This is a genomic window from Tenacibaculum sp. 190130A14a, from assembly GCF_964048965.1.
In the GTDB taxonomy this organism is placed as follows: domain Bacteria; phylum Bacteroidota; class Bacteroidia; order Flavobacteriales; family Flavobacteriaceae; genus Polaribacter; species Polaribacter polynesiense.
On sequence record NZ_OZ040189.1, the window covers coordinates 3,749,016 to 3,768,384 of the forward strand.

Annotated in this window: 16 protein-coding genes; 10 read left to right on the plus strand and 6 right to left on the minus strand. The window is 32.5% G+C overall.

The genetic code is table 11. The annotated features are described in order from the left end of the window. Nucleotides 1–74: 74 nt before the first annotated feature. The 3 genes from ABNT22_RS17565 to mscL are packed head-to-tail and all read left to right on the plus strand — an operon-like array spanning nucleotide 75 to nucleotide 2,237. Entirely contained in the window at nucleotides 75–692 is a 618-nt protein-coding gene (locus ABNT22_RS17565) for a thymidine kinase (RefSeq protein ID WP_348718011.1), read from the plus strand. Further along, a complete protein-coding gene (gene alr, locus ABNT22_RS17570) occupies nucleotides 685–1,785 on the plus strand; it encodes an alanine racemase (protein WP_348718012.1) in 1,101 nt (366 codons plus the stop codon). Before ABNT22_RS17565 ends, alr begins: the two co-directional genes overlap by 8 nt. 50 nt (nucleotides 1,786–1,835) lie before the next feature. Further along, nucleotides 1,836–2,237 carry a large-conductance mechanosensitive channel protein MscL gene (gene mscL, locus ABNT22_RS17575; protein WP_348718308.1) on the plus strand — a complete coding sequence of 134 codons (402 nt, stop codon included), beginning with the start codon at nucleotides 1,836–1,838 and terminating at the stop codon, nucleotides 2,235–2,237. Nucleotides 2,238–2,287: 50 nt separating this feature from the next. Here mscL and ABNT22_RS17580 read toward each other — a convergent pair whose 3' ends face one another. Further along, nucleotides 2,288–3,301, minus strand: a complete 1,014-nt coding sequence (locus tag ABNT22_RS17580; protein WP_348718013.1) for a hypothetical protein — start codon at nucleotides 3,299–3,301, stop codon at nucleotides 2,288–2,290. Between the two features lie 246 nt (nucleotides 3,302–3,547). Then, nucleotides 3,548–4,138 (minus strand): carboxymuconolactone decarboxylase family protein, encoded by a 591-nt coding sequence (locus ABNT22_RS17585; protein WP_348718014.1) that lies wholly within the window; start codon nucleotides 4,136–4,138, stop codon nucleotides 3,548–3,550. 116 nt (nucleotides 4,139–4,254) lie between these two features. On the opposite strand from ABNT22_RS17585, the gene ABNT22_RS17590 reads away from it, so the two are divergent. Genes ABNT22_RS17590 through ABNT22_RS17600 form a run of 3 tightly spaced genes read left to right on the plus strand, consistent with a single transcriptional unit; the run spans nucleotide 4,255 to nucleotide 6,774 of the window. After that, nucleotides 4,255–4,680 carry an OsmC family protein gene (locus ABNT22_RS17590; RefSeq protein WP_348718015.1) on the plus strand — a complete coding sequence of 142 codons (426 nt, stop codon included), beginning with the start codon at nucleotides 4,255–4,257 and terminating at the stop codon, nucleotides 4,678–4,680. Between the two features lie 5 nt (nucleotides 4,681–4,685). Then, nucleotides 4,686–6,371 (plus strand): single-stranded-DNA-specific exonuclease RecJ, encoded by a 1,686-nt coding sequence (recJ, locus tag ABNT22_RS17595; RefSeq protein ID WP_348718016.1) that lies wholly within the window; start codon nucleotides 4,686–4,688, stop codon nucleotides 6,369–6,371. A 58-nt stretch (nucleotides 6,372–6,429) separates the two neighbouring features. Then, nucleotides 6,430–6,774 carry a hypothetical protein gene (locus ABNT22_RS17600; RefSeq protein WP_348718018.1) on the plus strand — a complete coding sequence of 115 codons (345 nt, stop codon included), beginning with the start codon at nucleotides 6,430–6,432 and terminating at the stop codon, nucleotides 6,772–6,774. A gap of 34 nt (nucleotides 6,775–6,808) precedes the next feature. Here the strand turns inward: ABNT22_RS17600 and ABNT22_RS17605 are convergent, their stop codons facing one another. After that, nucleotides 6,809–7,849, minus strand: a complete 1,041-nt coding sequence (locus ABNT22_RS17605; protein ID WP_348718020.1) for an endonuclease/exonuclease/phosphatase family protein — start codon at nucleotides 7,847–7,849, stop codon at nucleotides 6,809–6,811. Between the two features lie 188 nt (nucleotides 7,850–8,037). Between ABNT22_RS17605 and ABNT22_RS17610 the strand changes: the two genes are divergently transcribed. The 4 genes from ABNT22_RS17610 to ABNT22_RS17625 all read left to right on the plus strand — a co-directional run bounded on the left by ABNT22_RS17610 (nucleotide 8,038) and on the right by ABNT22_RS17625 (nucleotide 16,121). After that, nucleotides 8,038–10,797 (plus strand): TonB-dependent receptor, encoded by a 2,760-nt coding sequence (locus ABNT22_RS17610; RefSeq protein ID WP_348718021.1) that lies wholly within the window; start codon nucleotides 8,038–8,040, stop codon nucleotides 10,795–10,797. Between the two features lie 16 nt (nucleotides 10,798–10,813). Next, the gene (locus ABNT22_RS17615; RefSeq protein WP_348718022.1) at nucleotides 10,814–12,796 is read left to right on the plus strand and encodes a DUF5689 domain-containing protein; all 1,983 of its coding nucleotides are present in this window, start codon (nucleotides 10,814–10,816) and stop codon (nucleotides 12,794–12,796) included. 87 nt (nucleotides 12,797–12,883) lie between these two features. Next, the gene (locus ABNT22_RS17620) at nucleotides 12,884–13,771 is read left to right on the plus strand and encodes a metallophosphoesterase (protein ID WP_348718023.1); all 888 of its coding nucleotides are present in this window, start codon (nucleotides 12,884–12,886) and stop codon (nucleotides 13,769–13,771) included. Nucleotides 13,772–13,865: 94 nt separating this feature from the next. After that, a complete protein-coding gene (locus ABNT22_RS17625) occupies nucleotides 13,866–16,121 on the plus strand; it encodes an inorganic phosphate transporter (RefSeq protein WP_348718024.1) in 2,256 nt (751 codons plus the stop codon). Nucleotides 16,122–16,185: 64 nt separating this feature from the next. On the opposite strand, the gene ABNT22_RS17630 is transcribed toward ABNT22_RS17625, so the two are convergent. Genes ABNT22_RS17630 through ABNT22_RS17640 form a run of 3 tightly spaced genes read right to left on the minus strand, consistent with a single transcriptional unit; the run spans nucleotide 16,186 to nucleotide 19,267 of the window. Next, the gene (locus ABNT22_RS17630; protein WP_348718025.1) at nucleotides 16,186–17,052 is read right to left on the minus strand and encodes an acyl-CoA thioesterase II; all 867 of its coding nucleotides are present in this window, start codon (nucleotides 17,050–17,052) and stop codon (nucleotides 16,186–16,188) included. Nucleotide 17,053: 1 nt separating this feature from the next. Then, nucleotides 17,054–18,259, minus strand: a complete 1,206-nt coding sequence (locus ABNT22_RS17635) for a GNAT family N-acetyltransferase (protein WP_348718026.1) — start codon at nucleotides 18,257–18,259, stop codon at nucleotides 17,054–17,056. Nucleotides 18,260–18,310: 51 nt separating this feature from the next. After that, on the minus strand, nucleotides 18,311–19,267 hold the full coding sequence (locus ABNT22_RS17640; RefSeq protein ID WP_348718027.1) for a hypothetical protein: 957 nt from the start codon (nucleotides 19,265–19,267) through the stop codon (nucleotides 18,311–18,313). Nucleotides 19,268–19,369: the final 102 nt, after the last annotated feature.

Here is a 19,369-nt window from a genome sequence, read left to right on the forward strand (position 1 = left end):
TCTTAAATTTTAATAAATTTGTTCCCTATTCGAAAGAAATGCAAATATCAATAATTAGAGCTTAAAATTACAAAATGTTTCTTGAAAATACAGTAAATCATACAGAACAATTTGGTTGGATTGAGGTAATTTGTGGCTCAATGTTTTCAGGCAAAACCGAAGAATTAATTCGTCGTTTAAAACGCGCACAGTTTGCTAAGCAACGTGTAGAGATTTTTAAACCGGCAGTTGACACCCGTTATGACGATGAAGAAGTAGTGTCTCATAATGATAATAGAATTCGTTCTACACCTGTACCGGCTTCATCTAATATTCGGCTATTGGCTAATGATGTAGACGTAGTTGGAATTGATGAAGCGCAGTTTTTTGACGATGAAATCGTAGCTGTTTGTAACGACTTAGCTAATAGAGGAATTCGCGTTATTGTTGCCGGACTCGATATGGATTTCAAAGGAAAACCATTTGGTCCTATGCCAGCACTTATGGCTACCGCAGAATATGTTACAAAAGTGCATGCCGTTTGTACCAGAACTGGTAACTTAGCACATTACAGTCATAGAAAAGCACAAAGTGATGACTTAGTACTTCTTGGAGAAACCCAAGAATACGAGCCTTTAAGCAGAGCTGCTTATTACAAAGCAATAAGAGAACAACAGAGTCAAAACGAAAAAGAAGGAACCAGCAATGAATAATCATGTAACTGTTTTAGAAATTGATGCAAATGCCATTTTGCATAACCTAAATTACTTTAAACAAAAACTTCAACCTAAAACAAAAATTCTAGTTGTTGTGAAGGCTTTTGGCTATGGTAGTGATGCTGTTGAAATTGCCAAAATTGTTCAGGACAAGGTTGATTATTTCGCTGTTGCATATTCTTCTGAAGGAATTATACTTCGTGAATCAGGTATAAAAACTCCTATTTTAGTCTTACATCCTCAAGTAGAGAATTTAAAGGACATTGTAAAATATAGATTAGAACCGAATCTTTATAATTTTAAAATTCTTGACGCATTTTTACAATTAGCTGACGAAGCTCCTTTAATGAACTACCCAATTCATATTAAGTTTAACACAGGTTTAAACAGGTTAGGTTTTTGGCACTCTGATGTACCTGCTATTTTAACTGCACTAAAACAATCTAACAATATAAAAGTTGAATCAATATTTTCTCATTTAGCAGCTAGTGAAGATCCTAATGAACAAGAGTTTACCATAGGGCAAATAAACAACTTTGCATATATTATTAAACAGATATATCAGCATTTAGGATACGAACCGATGATTCATATATTAAATACTTCTGGTATCATAAATTACACCAACGCCCAATTTGACATGGTACGTCTTGGCATTGGTTTATATGGTTTTGGAAACCATCCAGAAATAACTGGACAACTTAAGAATACTCATAGTTTAAAATCAATTATTTCACAAATTCACTTAGTACAACCAGGCGAAACCGTTGGTTACAACAGAGCTTTTGTAGCCAGTTCTCCTACAAGAAGTGCTACGATTCCTATTGGACATGCAGATGGAATTTCAAGAAGATTGGGAAACAAAGAAGGATTTGTGATTGTTAACAATCAACCTGCACCCATAATTGGAAATGTTTGTATGGACATGATTATGGTAGATGTTACAAAGATTGATTGTAAAGAAGGTGATGAAGTAATTATTTTTAATCATCAACAGCATATCGAATATATCGCACACAAATGCGAAACCATCCCGTACGAAACGATTACAGCTATCTCGCAAAGAGTAAAAAGATTGGTTAAAAGCTAATTTTTTAGTACTTTTCAAATCAATTAACTATTAAATCAAAAAAAATGGGAATGCTCAAAGAGTTTAAAGACTTTGCAATGAAAGGCAATTTAGTCGACATTGCAGTAGGTTTTGTTATGGGTGCTGCTTTCAACAAAGTGGTTGCTTCATTTACTGGAGGAATTGTTTCTCCTTTAATCGGATTATTATTCAATGCAGACTTTAAAGATTTAAAGTACATTATTAAAGAAGGTGTTACTGATGATGCTGGTAAAGTTACTGGTGAAGTCGCTGTAATGTACGGAGAGTTTTTAACGAATGTTATCGATTTTATCATTGTTGCTTTTGTAATGTTTATGATTGTAAAAGGAGTGAATGCAATGAAGAAAAAAGAAGAGCCAGCTCCAGAAGCACCAAAAGGACCGAGTCAAGAAGAGCTTTTAGCTGAAATTAGAGATTTATTAAAGAAGTAATTTCTTGTTAAGATAAACACTAAAAAAGCCCTGGTTAACCAGGGCTTTTTTTATATAAAGGAAATGTTACTCTTCACTTCTATCTGATCTTTTAGTTTTTGCACCTTATCATACATTCTATTAAAGAACAATTTTCGTTCTACTTCAGCATTACCAGAGACTTTCTTTGAAAATTGTAGTTGTTTTTTAAAAAAGTAATCAGCCTCATTGCTTGTTAATTCTTCTTCTACTCTAAAATGAGATAAATTTGTATAATGAATAAACAATGTCTTTTTACTCTTTGATTTAAAGAGTGCTTCATTACCAAGACTAATTAACTGATTGTTGTAAAGATCAAATTTACTGCCTTTACCGTTCTTTCCCCACTCTCCTTTTTTTGAATTTACCTCCACCTTCTCAATCATTCTTTTTATCTCATCGCACATTTGCATAGCCTGTACCTTTTCTATAAACTTAGCTTCATAAAAATAATACACCTGATACAACAAGCTATTAATAGTTGTATCACTCCAAATTTCAACTGCATTAAACTTTTTAAACGAATCTTTAAATCTCTTAGACTCTTCAATCACCTTTACAGGTGGAACAAACTTTTTAAAACTGGTAAAACTATTGGTCGAAAACCCCGAATACACATTTAAATAAGCATATAGCCTAAATCTACCATATAGCGTATCTGTAGGTATATGATATACCGGAACATCCTTAGCTGCTTGATAGAATACAGATTTTTCACCCTTGTTGCTAAATGCTTCTAAAAAAACACTAGAGCTTTTAAAAAAGTCATATAGCCCTTCTGAGGAGTTCCTATAATTATTTTTTGAAATTTTAAAAAAGTTGTGATTGCTTAAATTAGAAAAACCATATAAACTATTTAAAGAAATACCATAATGCTCTGCTAATTTCATTCCTTCTTCAAAAGAAAGATTTGTCTTCCCCTTTAAACGCCTATATGCAGCATCGTAGCTTATTTCAAGAACATCTGCTATATCCTCTACTAATAACACATTTTTAGGTAATTTTTCTACTATTTTTTTGAAAAGATTTTCTTTACTCCTCTCCATAAATCAATTAAGTTAAGTTATTAACAAATAATGCAAATCCTAAAAAAAAAATTTGCAGTTATTACAACAAGAACTAGCTCGTGTATGCCTTAATTTGCTACACGATTATCTTGTTATAGATGATTTATGGGGGAACCTTTCAAAATTTTCTATAAAATAGGAAAGGTTTAAAAGAAAGTCTTCTCGCGAGAGAAGACTTTCATCTTATGTTTACTAATATAAGTTTTTTTTTGAAACCATAAAAGGTTAAGCATGTTTTCCTTTTTCCCAACCATGCTTACCTAAATATTGCTCACCAGATTCTACAGCTCCATCTTCAATACTAGTTCCCATTGAGTCATTCCAACGGTTTAAATACCCAAACAATGAAATCACTCCTAACATTTCAACAATCTCACCCTCATTCCAGTGTTCATATAAGCGGGTTTTAATTTCTTCATCAACCATATTTGGAACCATTGAAGCAGCCAACGAAAAATCTAAGGCAGCACGTTCTGCATCTGAAAACGCTGGATGCGTTTTATACTCCCAAATATTATCTAACTTTTCTTGCTCCGCTCCATATCTTTCTGCCGCCCTAATAGCATGCGCTTGACAATAACGACAACCTGTAGCATTACTACTTACCCAAGCAATCATTCTTTTTAAAGCAGAAGTTACTCTACCCTGGTTTGCCATTACTGCTTTGTTTAAATTGATAAACGCTTTTGAGATATCCGGTCTTCGTTGCATTGTTAAAACAGAATTCGGGCAAAAACCTAGCGTTTCATTATAAAAATCAGACAAACGTTTTGTTTCATCATCATGATTTGGATCTAGAGGTGTTACTAATGGCATTGTTTTATTTTTTAATTTTTAATACTAACTTTTTATACTAAGTTTGTGTAAAGATTCGACAATATTTGTCGACATACACAAAAGAGCTTACGCAAGAAACAAAAAATTATTTACATATGGCTTCTCATAAAATAACTACTACCTGGAAAGAAAACATGTTGTTTGAATCAGACAACCCAAGTGGACATAAAGTTTTAATTGATACTTCAGAAGAAAACGGAGGAACAAACAAAGGATTAGGACCAAAAGCAATGATGCTTTCTTCTCTTGCTGGATGTTCTGGCTTAGACGTTGTTTCTCTTTTAAATAAGATGAGAGTAGAGATAGATGACTATAAAATGGAAGTAGAAGCTGAACTTACTGAAGAACACCCTAAAACATACCATACAGTTACTGTTGACTACCATTTTTATGGTACTGATTTAGACGAAAAAAAAATTACCAAAGCCGTTCATCTATCTAAAGAAAAATATTGTGGAGTAATGGAAATGTTTCGTCAATTCTCTAAAGTAAATACCAATATTCATTTTCATAACAAATAATTCATATGCGTTGGACAGTTAAGCCGCAACCCGATTCGGAAATTGTACACTTATTGGCTAGAGAGTTAAACATTGATAAAACCTTAGCAATTTTACTTGTTCAACGTGGTATTACTTCTTTTGAAGAAGCGAAAAAATTCTTTCGCCCAACCTTAGAGGATTTACATGATCCGTACCTAATGAAAGATATGGATTTAGCTGTAGAAAGAATTGAAAAGGCGATATCTCAAAATGAAAATATCTTAATCTATGGAGATTATGATGTAGATGGAACCACATCCGTTTCTTTAATGTATTCTTATTTAAAAACCGTATATCCCAATATTGCAACATACATTCCTGATAGATATGCAGAAGGTTATGGGGTTTCTTACAAAGGAATAGACTTCGCTCACGACAATGATTTTTCTTTAATAATTGCTTTAGACTGCGGTATAAAAGCCATTGAAAAAGTAGCATACGCTAAAGAAAAGGAAATTGATTTTATTATTTGTGATCATCATAAACCTGGTAATGAAATTCCCAAAGCTACGGCAATTCTAAACCCAAAAAGAATAGATTGCGAGTATCCTTACAAAGAACTTTGTGGTTGTGGAGTCGGGTTTAAACTCATACAAGCCTTAGCCAATTCGCATAACCAAACCATTAACGATTTAACAGCGTATTTAGACCTAGTTGCCACAGCAATAGCTGCTGATATTGTTCCTATTACAGGAGAAAACAGAATACTTACCTATTTCGGTTTACAGGTTATTAACTCAACTCCTAGAAACGGTATTAAAGCTCTTATTTATCAATTAGATAAAGAAGAATTAAATGTTACAGATGTTGTTTTTGTTATAGCTCCAAGAATTAATGCTGCTGGTAGAATGAAACATGGAAACTATGCTGTTGAGTTGCTAACCGAAATGGACTTCGATTCTGCAATTGCCTCGGCTTCAGAAATTGAAAAGTTTAACAATGACCGTAAAGAACTAGACAAACAAATTACACAAGAAGCATTATTACAAATAGAAGACAACAAAGAGGAAGAACACTTTACAACTGTTGTTTTTGATAAAAATTGGCACAAGGGAGTTATTGGTATTGTTGCCTCAAGATTAACAGAAACTTACTATAGACCCACACTTGTTTTCACTAAAAGTGGCGATAAACTAGCAGCCTCGGCTCGATCGGTAAAAGGGTTTGATGTATATAATGCCCTAGAACAATGTGCCGAGTTTATTGAACAATTTGGAGGGCACAAATATGCTGCAGGACTCACGTTGCTTCCCGAACAATACAAAAACTTTAAACGTAAATTTGAAGAAGTTGTAAAAAACACGATTGATAAAGATTTACTTATCCCAGAAATAGCTATAGACACTGAATTAAGCTTGATGAATGTAACACCTAAATTTTACAGAATCATTAGACAAATGGGGCCCTTTGGACCACAAAATATGAAACCTACTTTTAAAACCTGTTCAGTACGTGACAATGGTTATGGAAAAAAAGTCGGAGCGGATCAAACGCATCTAAAGCTAAATATTTTGTATGGTTCTGACCGTAAAACCTATAACGCTATTGGTTTTGGACTAGGAAAAAAACATCCATTAATTCAAAACGAATTCGATATTTGTTATAGCATTGAAGAAAATCATTGGAATGGTTTTACATCTCTTCAACTTATGTTAAAAGACATTCAGTAAATTTTATTTAGATTAATTCTAAATAATTTATATATTTGTTTTCATATAACAACAACATATGGAAGGTATTCACAAAATATATAGCAACGACATTGGCATTTCTTTTCAATGGAAAGGATCAAAATCTAACTTAACCCAAATTATTTTTAGAGATACTGGATTTCACTTAAACGCTTCTGAAATCGAAGATTTTTTGGAAAATGTTGCAGATTCAAAAGCACAAACCAATTGTGTAACTTGTATTAAAGGAGAAAAATGTAAGTCAATATTGTTACAAACACCGTCTCATAAAGTGAGCATGGCAGTATCTAAAGTTGAACTAGGTCAAATAGATGATTTGTTAAAAGGAACACTTTTTCAACTTAGACTTCATAGCTATTTAATTGATATTTGTAAAAACTAAAAAGAGCCTGCGTTTGCAAGCTCTTTATAAGTATCTATTTTTCTTTAATTAAATACATATATACTGGGTAATGGTCACTATACCCTCCTGTATATTTTCCATAAGAAAAACTTCTAAATGGGTATCCCTTATATCGTCCTTTCTTTTGTGTTAAAAATCTCTTGTTAAAAATACCTGATTTAAACATTTTATAACTTGAGTAGTCCTTTTCTCCTCTATCTAATACTGGACTTGTAAATAAAATCTGATCAAATAAGTTAATATTATCTCTATATCCTAATGTATTAAATCCTCTACGGAACATATCTTCATAAGGATTATAAATATCTCCTTTATTTACATTCTTCTTTTTTGATTTTGTTTCCAACACATTTTTAAAGCTAGAATTTATAGGGTCATCATTAAAGTCACCCATAATAAAAACCTTAGGATTAGGGTCTGTTTCCTTAATCTTTTCAATAATCTGCTTTACTTTAAATGCTGCTTTTTCACGTAAAGGTCTACTTTTTGCCTCTCCTCCTCTTCTAGAAGGCCAGTGATTTACTATAACATGAATTAACTCATCATCTAAATATCCAGACACCAATAAAATATCACGCGTATAAATCTTTTTATTCTGAGCATAAATATTAGGGTTGAATGCTTCAAAATGAATCGGCTTAAAATATCTTCCTTGATATAACAAGGCAACATCAATACCCCTTTTATCTGGAGAATCGAAGTGAATTATACCATAACGCTTCTTTTTTAATTTTTCTGAATTAACTAAGTCTTCTAACACTCTTTTATTCTCAATCTCAGCAACTCCTAAAATTGTCGGACTTGTTTTTGCTTTCTCTGCTCCTAATTGTAAAATAACATCTCCTAGTTTATCAATTTTATCCGCATAAACCTTTTCTCTATCTCCATTCATCTCCATAATAGGACTCTTCTCATCATCTTTATTTGGATCATTTACAGGATCAAATAGGTTTTCTAAATTATAAAACGCTAATGTTCTAATCTTATATTGCTTTTGTGCGTATACGTTTGACAATCCAAAAGCTACAATAAATAATAATATTACTTTTTTCATTTAAAAAAATTTTCGACGGCAAAAATAAGACAAAATTCAAGCCAAAGATACATTAGAATGTTAAACCTTGATTTGTTAATGTTTAGTTAACATTTGGGTAATCATAATTTTGCTACTTTTGCATCCCTTTTGGAGTTTTTTAACTACCCTAGGGAATCAATATTTAAATATTTTATAAACAAGCATTTATGAGAAATTTTACAGTAGCAATGTTGCTTATGCTTTTTAGTATAATAAGCATTAATGCGCAAAACATTGTAAAAGGAATCGTTCTTAATGGCGATTCTGAGCAACCCTTACAAGGTGCTTCTGTTAGTGTAAAAGATGCAGGTATCAGTATTCTTACAGGAGCTGATGGTTCATTTACTTTACAAAACTTATCTGATGGAAGACAAATTGTAACGATTACTCTTAATGGGTATGAAACCCAAAACTTTCCAGTACAATTATCTGGCAAAACTGTTGATTTAGGAACTGTCTTATTATATGAAGACATTTCTGAAGATCAAGATTTAAGTACCATCACAATTACAGATGACGAATTGAATGATGATACAAGTGCTGCGGATAACATTTCTGGATTATTACAAGCAACTAGAGATACGTACTTACGTACTGCTGCATTCGAATGGAGTGGTTCTTTTTACAGAATTAGAGGTTTAGATTCTGAAAATGGAAAAGTACTTATCAATGGTCTTGAAATGAACAAATTATACAACGGGAGACCACAATGGAGTAACTGGGGTGGATTAAACGATGTATTACGTAATCAAGAATTTAGTAATGGGTTTACTCCATCAAACTATACGTTTGGAGGTGCTTTAGGTTCTACTAATATTAATACTCGTGCTTCTCAATATAGAAAGGGAGGAAGAATTTCATATGCTTCTTCTAACAGAAGTTATGTACACAGAATTATGGGTACTTATGCTTCAGGTGTAATGGAAAATGGTTGGTCTATTGCTGCTTCAGGAAGTAGAAGAGCAGGTAATGAAGGATATGTTGATGGGACTTTCTATGATGCTAACTCTGTATTTTTATCTGTTGAAAAACAAATCAGTGATAGTCATGCATTAAACTTAACTATTATTGCTGCTGAAAACGAAAGAGGTAAATCATCTCCTAATACCCAAGAGGTATTTGATATCCGCGGAATCAAGTATAATTCTTATTGGGGGTACCAAGGTGGTAAAATGAGAAACTCTCGTGAAAGAAGAATTTATGAACCAATCGTAATGTTAAACCATTACTGGGATATTTCTGAAAGCACTACGTTAAACACAAATGTGGGATATCAATGGGGGCAAATTGGTAATAGCCGTTTAGATTATAACGGAGCTAATAACCCAGATCCAACTTACTATAGATACCTTCCAAGCTGGCATTTATCTAATCCTAACGGACCAGATTATGAAAATGCTTATAAATCATTGATTAACTTCCAAGAAAATGGTCAAATTAACTGGGATGATTTAATTATTGGAAATGAAGGATCTCCAAACAATGCAAGAGTTATCTTGTATGAAGATAGAAATGATGATAAGCAATTAACTGCAAACACTATTTTATCTTCTGAATTAACAGACAATATTACATTAACTGCAAGTGCAGAATATAGAAGACTTAGATCTGAAAACTTTGCTACTCCGATTGATATGTTAGGAGCGCAAGGATATTTAGATGTAAATACTTTTGGTGATACTTTTGAGCAACAGCAAAGTAATATTTTAACACCTAACAGAACTATCGGACTTGGAGATAGATTTAAGTACAACTACATTTTCGAATCAGAAATCTATGGTGGTTTTGCTCAATTCCAATTTAAGTACAATAAAATTGATTTTTATGTAGCTGGTCAAGCTAGTCAAACTTCGCACCAAAGAGAAGGTTTATATCAAAATGGATATTTCCCGACTAGCTCTTTAGGTAAATCTGAAAAATTAGATTTCTTTAACTACGGTGCAAAAGGAGGATTTACGTATAAAATTTCTGGTCGTCATTTAATTGACTTCAATGGAGGATATATTTCTAAAGCTCCTTCTTTAAGAAACTCTTTTTCTAACTCTAGAGCAAACAACGTAACTGTAGCTGATGTAGCTGAATTAAACAGTGAAAAGATCTTATCTGGAGATCTTAGTTATATTTTTAGAAGTCCAATGATTACCTCTAAGTTAACTGGATATTTTACGGACATTTATGACGCTACTGAAATTTCTTTCTTCTTTGCAGATGGTATTGGAGGAGATAATTCAGCATTCATTCAAGAGATTTTAACTGGAATTGACAAAAGGCATTTTGGTGTTGAGTTTGGTATCGAAGCTAAAGTAACACCTACCTTAACTTTAAAGGCTGCAGCTAACTATGGTCAATATACTTATAACAACAATCCTAACTTAGTAATTACTACTGAAAACGCAAATACTCCAGGTTTTGTAGACGGAAAAAGAGATTTAGGGCAATCTAATCTTAAAGATTACCGTATTGCAGCTGGACCTCAAAAAGCATATTCTTTCGGATTTGATTATAGAGACCCAGATTACTGGTGGTTTGGAGCAACTGTAAACTATTTAGATGAAGCATTTGTTGATGTTTCTCCTATTAGAAGAACTACAAACTTTATAGCTGATGTTGATGGACAACCTTTCCCAGGTTATGACCCAGTATTAGCAAGACAATTATTACAACAAGAGCAATTTGATGATTACTTCGTTGTAAATGCTATTGGTGGTAAATCATGGAAAGTTGGTAATGGTAAATACATTGGTTTATTTGCTAGTATTAACAACATCTTTGGAGAAGAATATAAAACAGGTGGTTTTGAACAAGGAAGAACTGCAAACTATATTGAACTTCGTGATGATAACGCTAACGGAAAACCTACTTTCGGTAACAGATATTGGTATGGAAGAGGTACAACTTATTTTATTAATGTAAATTACAGATTCTAATATAATACTCTCTAAAATGAAAAAAATTAATTTATATAAAATCTTTGCAATTTTATTTATTGCAATATCTACATCTTGTGTAGATAATAATGACTTTGTTCTTCCAACAGTTGGAGAGGATAAAGAATACACGAACTTAATGCCTTTAAGTGATATTGTAGCACTTTATAACGGTGGAGTAGTAGATTTTGATCAATACATTGAAGATAACAACTTAGAGGATATCAATACTTACGGATATGTTATTTCTGATGATAGAGAAGGAAACTACTTTAAAACATTAATTATCCAAGATAAAGCTGAAAATCCAACAGTTGGTGTAGAAATCAGAATTGATGCTACTAACTTAAACGCAGTTTACAATGTTGGTAGAAAAGTATACATCAAATTAAAAGGTTTAGCTTTAAGTAAGTACTTTACAAATTTCCAAATTGGAGCAAACGGTGGTACTAGCGTTGATAGAATTGATGAATCTGAATATAGAAACCATATTGAACGTTCTTCTGAATTAACAGACATCGTTCCAACTACTTTAAAAATTGGGGAGTTAACAGATAACTTGATCAACACTCTTGTAAAAATTGAGAACGTACAATCAGATCAAAAAGGATTAACATATGCAGATCCTAACAGTACTTTTTCTGTAAACAGAACATTTAAGAGCTGTGAAACTTTTGAAAAGATTATTATGAGAACTAGTGGTTTTGCAAACTTTAAGTCTTTTTTAATCCCTGACATGAAAGGAAGTGTTACTGCTGTTTTAGGAAAGTTTAGTAGTGATTACCAATTATACATCAGAGATACAAATGATGTAAACTTTACGCAGGAATACGGTTGTAACAACAACCCAACAGCTGCCACTTTAGCTGAAATTAAAGCTTTATATACTGGAAGTGAAACTACAATTACTCAAAACTCTAAAATTAAGATTGTTGTTACTTCAGATTTATCTAAAGCAAATACATCAAACAGAAATGCTTTCGGACAAGATGCAAGTGCTGGTATCGCTTTACGTTTTAGTGATACTTACAACTTAAACTTAGGAGATGAAATCGAAATCGCTGTTGGTGGTTTAAAATTAAGTGAGTTTAGAGGTTTATTACAATTAAACTTATCTACCGGAGACATTATTAGCAACACTCCTGGTACGTTACCAACTCCAGAAGTTATTACTATTGCTCAAGCTTTAACGGGAGACTACCAAGGTAAATTAGTTTCTATTGAGGGTGTTCAATTTAAAGATATTACTAAAACATATTCTGGATCAAATGAATTCACTTCAGATTGTACAGATGCTTTAGCAACATTTGTAAGTAGCTCTGCTACTTTTGCTGGAGATCAAGTAAGTGATAAAAAAGGTACGGTAACTGGTGTTATGAGTTCATTTAATTCTCCTCAAATTTATATTAGAGATACTACTGATGTAAACTTCACGGAAGATTATGCTTGTGGTTCAACAACTCCAGCTGGACCAGCAAAAATATTCTTCTCTGAATTAGCGGATCCTAACAATGAATTCGGTGCAAGATTTATCGAAATTTATAATGCAGGTACAGAGAATATTGATTTAACAGGATGGACACTTAGAAGATATACGAATGGTTCAACTACTCCTTCAAGTAGTTCTATTGACTTAACAGGAAATACAATTAACGCAGCACAAGCATTTGTTATTGCTGCTGACGCGACAAAATTCCAAGCTACTTTTGGTTTTGCTCCAGATTTAACTGAGGGTGCAGCTAACACAAACGGTGATGATAACTTTGAGTTAGTGAATCCGAGTGGACAAGTAGTTGATGTTTTTGGTGTTCCTGGTGAAGATGGTTCTAACACTAATCACGAATTTGAAGATGGTAGAGCGTATCGTAAAGCTTCGGTTACTGAAGGAAACCCTACATATACATTCTCTGAATGGGATATTTGGAATGACACTGGTGCTGCAGGTACAACTAACGCACCTCAAGATGCTCCTGGGAACTTTACTCCTGGAGTTAGATAATAATCTATCTTTTACAATAAAATCTAAAAACCCAAGTTTTAAAACTTGGGTTTTTTTATGCATCTTTATCTTGTTAAAATTACAGGTATGTTTTCTTCAAAAACTAGAATAACTCGAGCTTTTAAAAACGCTAAAAAGCTCCCTCTAAATATCGACTCAAAATATGTTTTCTTTTCAGATTGTCATAGAGGTGATAATAGTTTTGCAGATGATTTTATGCATAACAAAAAAATTTACATGTATGCGTTACAACAGTACCTACAAAAAGACTTTACATATATTGAATTAGGTGATGGAGATGAGTTATGGGAGAACTCTTTTAAAAATATTTTTGAAGCTAATAAACATGTATATCTTCTATTAAAAGAGTTTCACTTAAAAAACAGACTTCACTTTATTTGGGGAAATCATGATATGGATTATCGAAATCCCAAAAAAGTAGAGAAGAATTTAGCTTACTACTACGATACTATCGATGATAAAGAAAAAGAGCTCATGATCAATGCTTCCTTTTCTGAAGCAATTCGACTTACTCAAGAAGATGGTAAGTCTATCTTTTTATTACATGGACATCAAGCAGATTGGTTTAACTATACTTTTTGGAAATTAAGCAGGTTCTTAGTACGTATTTTATGGCGACCTCTTCAATTAATTGGAATAAAGGATCCGACAAGTCCAGCACAAAACTTTAAAGAACTGATTAAAGTAGAACATCGTTTGGAAAAATGGATTAAAGAAAACAACAATCAAATGATTGTTACTGGACACACACATCGTCCGAGATTTCCTTCTCATGATGAGTTACCTCATTTTAACGATGGTAGTTGTGTTCACCCAAGGTGCATTACTGGATTAGAGTTAGAAAACAATGAAATTACCTTAATAAAATGGCACGTTATTACCAACGAAAATGGTACAATGAAGATTGTTAGAACTATCTTAGAAGGCCCAAAAAACATATCAGATTACATTTAACATTTAGATTTACAAGTCTTTATTAATAACATTAAAATAACATTACTTATCACACCGCTTTTCGTAAATTTGTCGGGTTAAATTAAAGACAGAAATGGGAGATCCGTTTATTTTAATGTTAGTCGCTTTAGCGGCTTTGGCAATTTTAGATTTGGTAGTAGGAGTAAGTAACGATGCTGTAAACTTCTTAAATTCAGCTATCGGTTCAAAAGCAATTCCAATCAAAACAATTATGATAATTGCTAGTGTTGGTGTTTTCTTTGGTGCTATTACTTCTAGTGGAATGATGGAGGTTGCTCGAAAGGGAATATTTAACCCTAATATGTTCATGTTTGAAGAAATCATGTACATCTTTATGGCTGTTATGATTACCGATATTCTCCTCCTCGATGTGTTTAATTCCCTCGGAATGCCTACCTCAACAACGGTGTCTATCGTTTTTGAATTATTAGGATCGGCAGTGGCTATCGCTTTAATCAAGATTTCTGCCAATGATGCACAATCTATTTCTGATTTAGCCTCTTATATAAATACTCAAAAAGCAACAGAAATTATATTCGGTATTGTAATTTCCGTAGTCGTCGCATTTACGGTGGGGGCTATTGTTCAATACTTCTCAAGAATCATCTATTCTTTTGATTTCGAAAAAAGACCTAATTATATCAACGCTTTATTTGGTGGATTTGCCATAACAGCAATCACTTATTTTATTATCATCAAAGGTTTAAAAGGAACTCCTTTTTACAGTAACTTAAAAGGAATTTTAGAAGGAAATACCGCTATGATAATTGCAGGTAGTTTCATTATGTGGACCGCAATTTCACATCTATTAATCAAACTATTCAAAGTTAATATTTTAGTGTTAATTATAGGTGTAGGTACTTTTTCTTTAGCCATGGCTTTTGCAGGTAATGACTTGGTAAACTTCATTGGAGTACCAATTGCTGCTTTAAACTCATATGAAGAATGGCAACTTTCAGGAGTTGCTGCCAATGAATTTGCTATGGGAGTATTAGCTAAGAAAGTTCCATCTAATGTATGGTTATTATTATTAGCAGGATTAATCATGGTTATTACTTTATGGACCTCTAAAAAAGCAAGAGCTGTAATTGAAACAGGAATTAACTTGTCTCGTCAAGGAGAGGGACAAGAAAAATTCCAACCAAATAATTTATCAAGAATCGTAGTTCGTTTAGCAATGGTAACCAACCAAGGTTTTAATTGGCTGGTTCCTCAAAATACGCAAGCGTACTTAAACTCTAAGTTTGAAAAACCTGTTATCAAGTTACCAAAAGATAAAACCTATGAATTACCGGCATTCGATTTGGTAAGAGCAGCGGTTAACTTAATTATGGCTAGTGTACTAATTTCTATTGCTACCTCTATGAAATTACCTTTATCTACTACTTATGTAACTTTTATGGTAGCTATGGGTACCTCTTTAGCTGATAGAGCATGGGGACGTGAAAGTGCTGTATATAGAGTAGCTGGAGTAATTAATGTTGTAGCGGGTTGGTTCTTAACCGCCATTGTTGCTTTTGTAGCTGCAGGTATTGTTGCTTATTTAATTAGCTGGGACAAAGCGATGATTCCGGTATTATTATTAGTAGTTATTGGAATGCTTGTTAGAACGAGTATTATGTATTCTCGTAAGGCAAAAGAAGAAAAGAAACAATTATTTGTAGAACGTGCTGAATTGATTTCTATTAACGGAGTAATTGATGAAAGTTCTGATCATATTGCTGAAGTAGCGCAACGTATCAACAAATTGTATTCGAATGTAGTAAACGATTTAGCTACCCATGATTTGGTTAAATTACGTAAGACAGACAAGCATGTTACTAAATTAAACGATGAAATTGATAGTTTAAAAGATGGTGTTTTTTACTTTATTAAATCTCTTGATGAAACATCAGTACAAGCAAGTCGTTTCTATATTTTAATTTTAGGCTATTTACAGGACGTAGCACAGTCGATTAGTTATATTTCTCGTTCTACTTACAAACACGTAAATAACAACCATAAAAACCTTAAAAAAGGTCAAATAAAGGATTTAAAACATATCGACAATACTTTATCTAAGTTATTGAACGATATTAGTAATACGTTTGAAAGCAAATCTTTTGATAATCTTCCTCAAATTATTGAAGAGAAGAAGGAACTTTTAAAAGAACTTTCTGCTTCTATTGAAAAACAAGTAGAAAGAATTAGAACTGATGAAACGAGTCCAAAGAATACAACACTTTATTTTGGTATTTTAATAGAAACCCAAGATCTAGTTTCTGGTTTAATGAGTTTATTAGAAACCTACGAAGAGTTTCATGTTAGCACCAAAAGTGTAAACATTTAAGATAGTAAAAAAGCCGAGTGAAATTCACTCGGCTTTTTTTGTATTGTACTTTTTTAAAACACCTCTATTTTTTCATTGGTCTCATAAGTCCTTCTTGTGCAACAGAAGCAATCAATCTTCCATCTCTTGTATAAATGTTTCCACAAGCGAATCCTCGAGCACCAAATGAGTTTGGACTTTCTATAGAAAACAACATCCAATCATTAAAATCAAAATCTCTATAAAACCACATAGAGTGATCTAAACTTGCCATTTGCGTATTTCCAAAATTAGCTACGCTTGCATTCGGATTCAAGCATGCTGTTAGTATATTATAATCTGAAATATACGTTAGTATTTGTTGTTTAATTGCCAGTTCTAAGTTTGAAGAATCTCCTTTTAATTTAAACCATACATCTACCACAGGTGGTAAATCTTTTGGATCCAACGGATTTGCTATTTCAACTGGTTTAAAATCAATGGGGCGTTCTATACTCAAAAAAGCTTTCATCTTCTTCGGTAAAAACGCTCCAAATTGGTCTAACATATCTGTCCAACTTAACAACTCTTCTGGTTGTTTGATATCTTTCTTTATTGGCATTTGGTGTTCATGCCCTTCTTCTTTTTTGTGAAAAGAGCAAGCCAAAATAAAGATGGTTTTTTCATTCTGATGAGCAGTAACTCTTCGGGTAGAAAAACTACCTCCATCTCGAATCGTTTGTACATTGTATGTAATTGGCAACTCTAAATTACCCGCTTCTAAAAAATAAGAATGCAATGAGTGCAGTATACGTTCTTCAGGAACCGTTCTATAAGCCGCATTAAGCGATTGTGCTAGCACCTGACCTCCAAACACATTTGGACTTCCAATATCTTTACTAACCCCATTAAAATTGTTATTTCCTATATCTTCTAAAGTTAAAATATCTAATAACTCTTGAGTATCTTTCATACTAATTTGTTTTTGCTACATGTTTAACCTCTTTAAAAGGTAACTTCTGATTAAATTCTGTCGGTTCTATTTTATTTAAAAATAAACTTAGAATTTTATTAGGTATTGTTTTTTTATGACGAAGATAAATAGTTAAATCTTGAGGAATTGCACCTACCGAACTTTTTATCTCGCTTGCCGTTCTTCCAAAATTAATGCAGTGTACTCCTTCTTGAATTCCTAAGATAATATAATCATATAGCATTCTTTGATATACGGCATATGATTTATTGTATTTATAGTCTATTCCAACAAAATGTGCATCTAATGTATGTTGATTCATAATTCCCGACATAAAGCCAACCAACCTATCTTCCAGCCAATATCCTTTTAGTAAATAGGATTGACCAAGGTTTTCTTTTAAATCACGATATGTTTTTAAATTAAAATCTCCTAAATTAAAACTTGATTTACCAGATACCTTTTTATACAAATCTGTCATTTTAGGCAATAAATCATCTAGCATTTCAATAGTAATATCTTCTACCTTTAAACTATTACTTTGTTTCATAGCCTTCTTTGCCTTTACCCTAAATTTAGTTTTCATTGCTGCTAAATAATCTTCAAAAGAAGCCCAACTCTTATTTAAGGTGAGCACCATATTTGGTTCTACTTTAAACGAATTGAAACTAACCTCTTTTAACTCATCGGTGATATACAAAGACTCGGTTAAGAAGTCTTTTAACATAAAAGCATCTATGGTATCTTTATAATTCGATTTAGCGTATTCTAACAACGCTTTTGAAATATCTTTTACTACTTGTTTTTTGTCTTGGTCTTGTTTGATATAAATACCATGCTCACCACTCACAAACGTGTTACCACTTGTAAGTACTTTAAAAGGTTCTTCTGGAGAAATGACTTTCAATTTTCTTCCCATACACTTTATCCATTCTACAATAGATTGCATCTCGTTTTGTACACTATCTAGGTAAAAGTTTACGATTTGAATGGTGGTAAACGCGATTGGTTTTTGAGCATCGTTTAGTAAAACCAAATACGAAAATTCAATGGTATCGTTATTACTTTCTAATGCTTCTAGATACATTGCACTCAAATATAAATTATGCTCACATTGAAGCTCTTTCCAAACTTCTTTTGGAACCTCTTTTATAGAAGAATAAAAAATATAGTTATTTGAATGTTTTGAACAGGATAAAAAATTCACTTAGTGTATCTAATTTGAGTGTAAATTACTAAAAGTTTAGGAAATATAGTACTAGACTACGCCTTTATTCCATACAGGAACTTTTAAAAGTTTACTAACCTTAACCATATCACTTAGTAAATATTGTTTATCCCCATGGTTTAACAAATTATAACGCTCTCCATCTTTAGTAACCAAATTTAATTCATAACAAAAATAACTTCCTGAAGAGTTTCCTTCAATAAACTTTTGCAGTACTTGCAAGGCATAAGCATCTTTGAATGGTAAAATTTTTCCTCCAATAATCATTTTTCTTTTTTGCTTATGGAATACAACCTTGGTTCCTTTAGACAAGAAAAAAAAGAATCCAATCAACATAAACACACCTCCTGAGGTAAAAAACAGTTTTCCTCCTTCCATAAAAGTAAGAGCTTCTTTACTGAACTTATAATGCTCTATAAAACTCCAAACTGTATAATTGAGTCCCATTAAGAAAAAACTCCAAGAAATCACCTTCATAGAGCCACTGGATGCTATTTTATACCCTAACATTGTCATTTTAAAACGTTCACTTAAAAAATTACTCCCTGAACTCTCTAGGGCATTCCAAGATATTCTACTACCAATAGCATCATAACTTGGATCTTCAAAGTTAAACTCAATGACTTTGTTATTGGGCGCTTTTTTCTTTCGTTTTAACCAATAACTAGACCCAAACATTCCTGTAAACATAAAAACCAACACCACCAGCATTCCACCAGTTTTATAATAAGTATATCGCTGTCTTTCAATTCCTTTTCCAGAAATCGGAATAGTAATTTCTAATCGCTTTAATTGATTCTTAACTTTTGTAGGTGGGTTTTCAATCAATTTTAAAGAATCTAATTGAGCAACTTTTTGCTGATGTTCTAATTCTTGTTTTTGAAAGTTAGTATAGGTTCCTTGTAATTGAGGAATGACTACAAACACAAATATTCCTACAGGAATGAGAAAAAACAGCCAAGAACTGTTGAATGAAATTTTATTCATAGATATTTTTTTGGGGGTTCGTGTACAAATTTGAGAAAAAGATCATAATAAAAAAACTCCCTTGTTAAAATTAACAAAGGAGTTTACCTATATTTTGAAGCT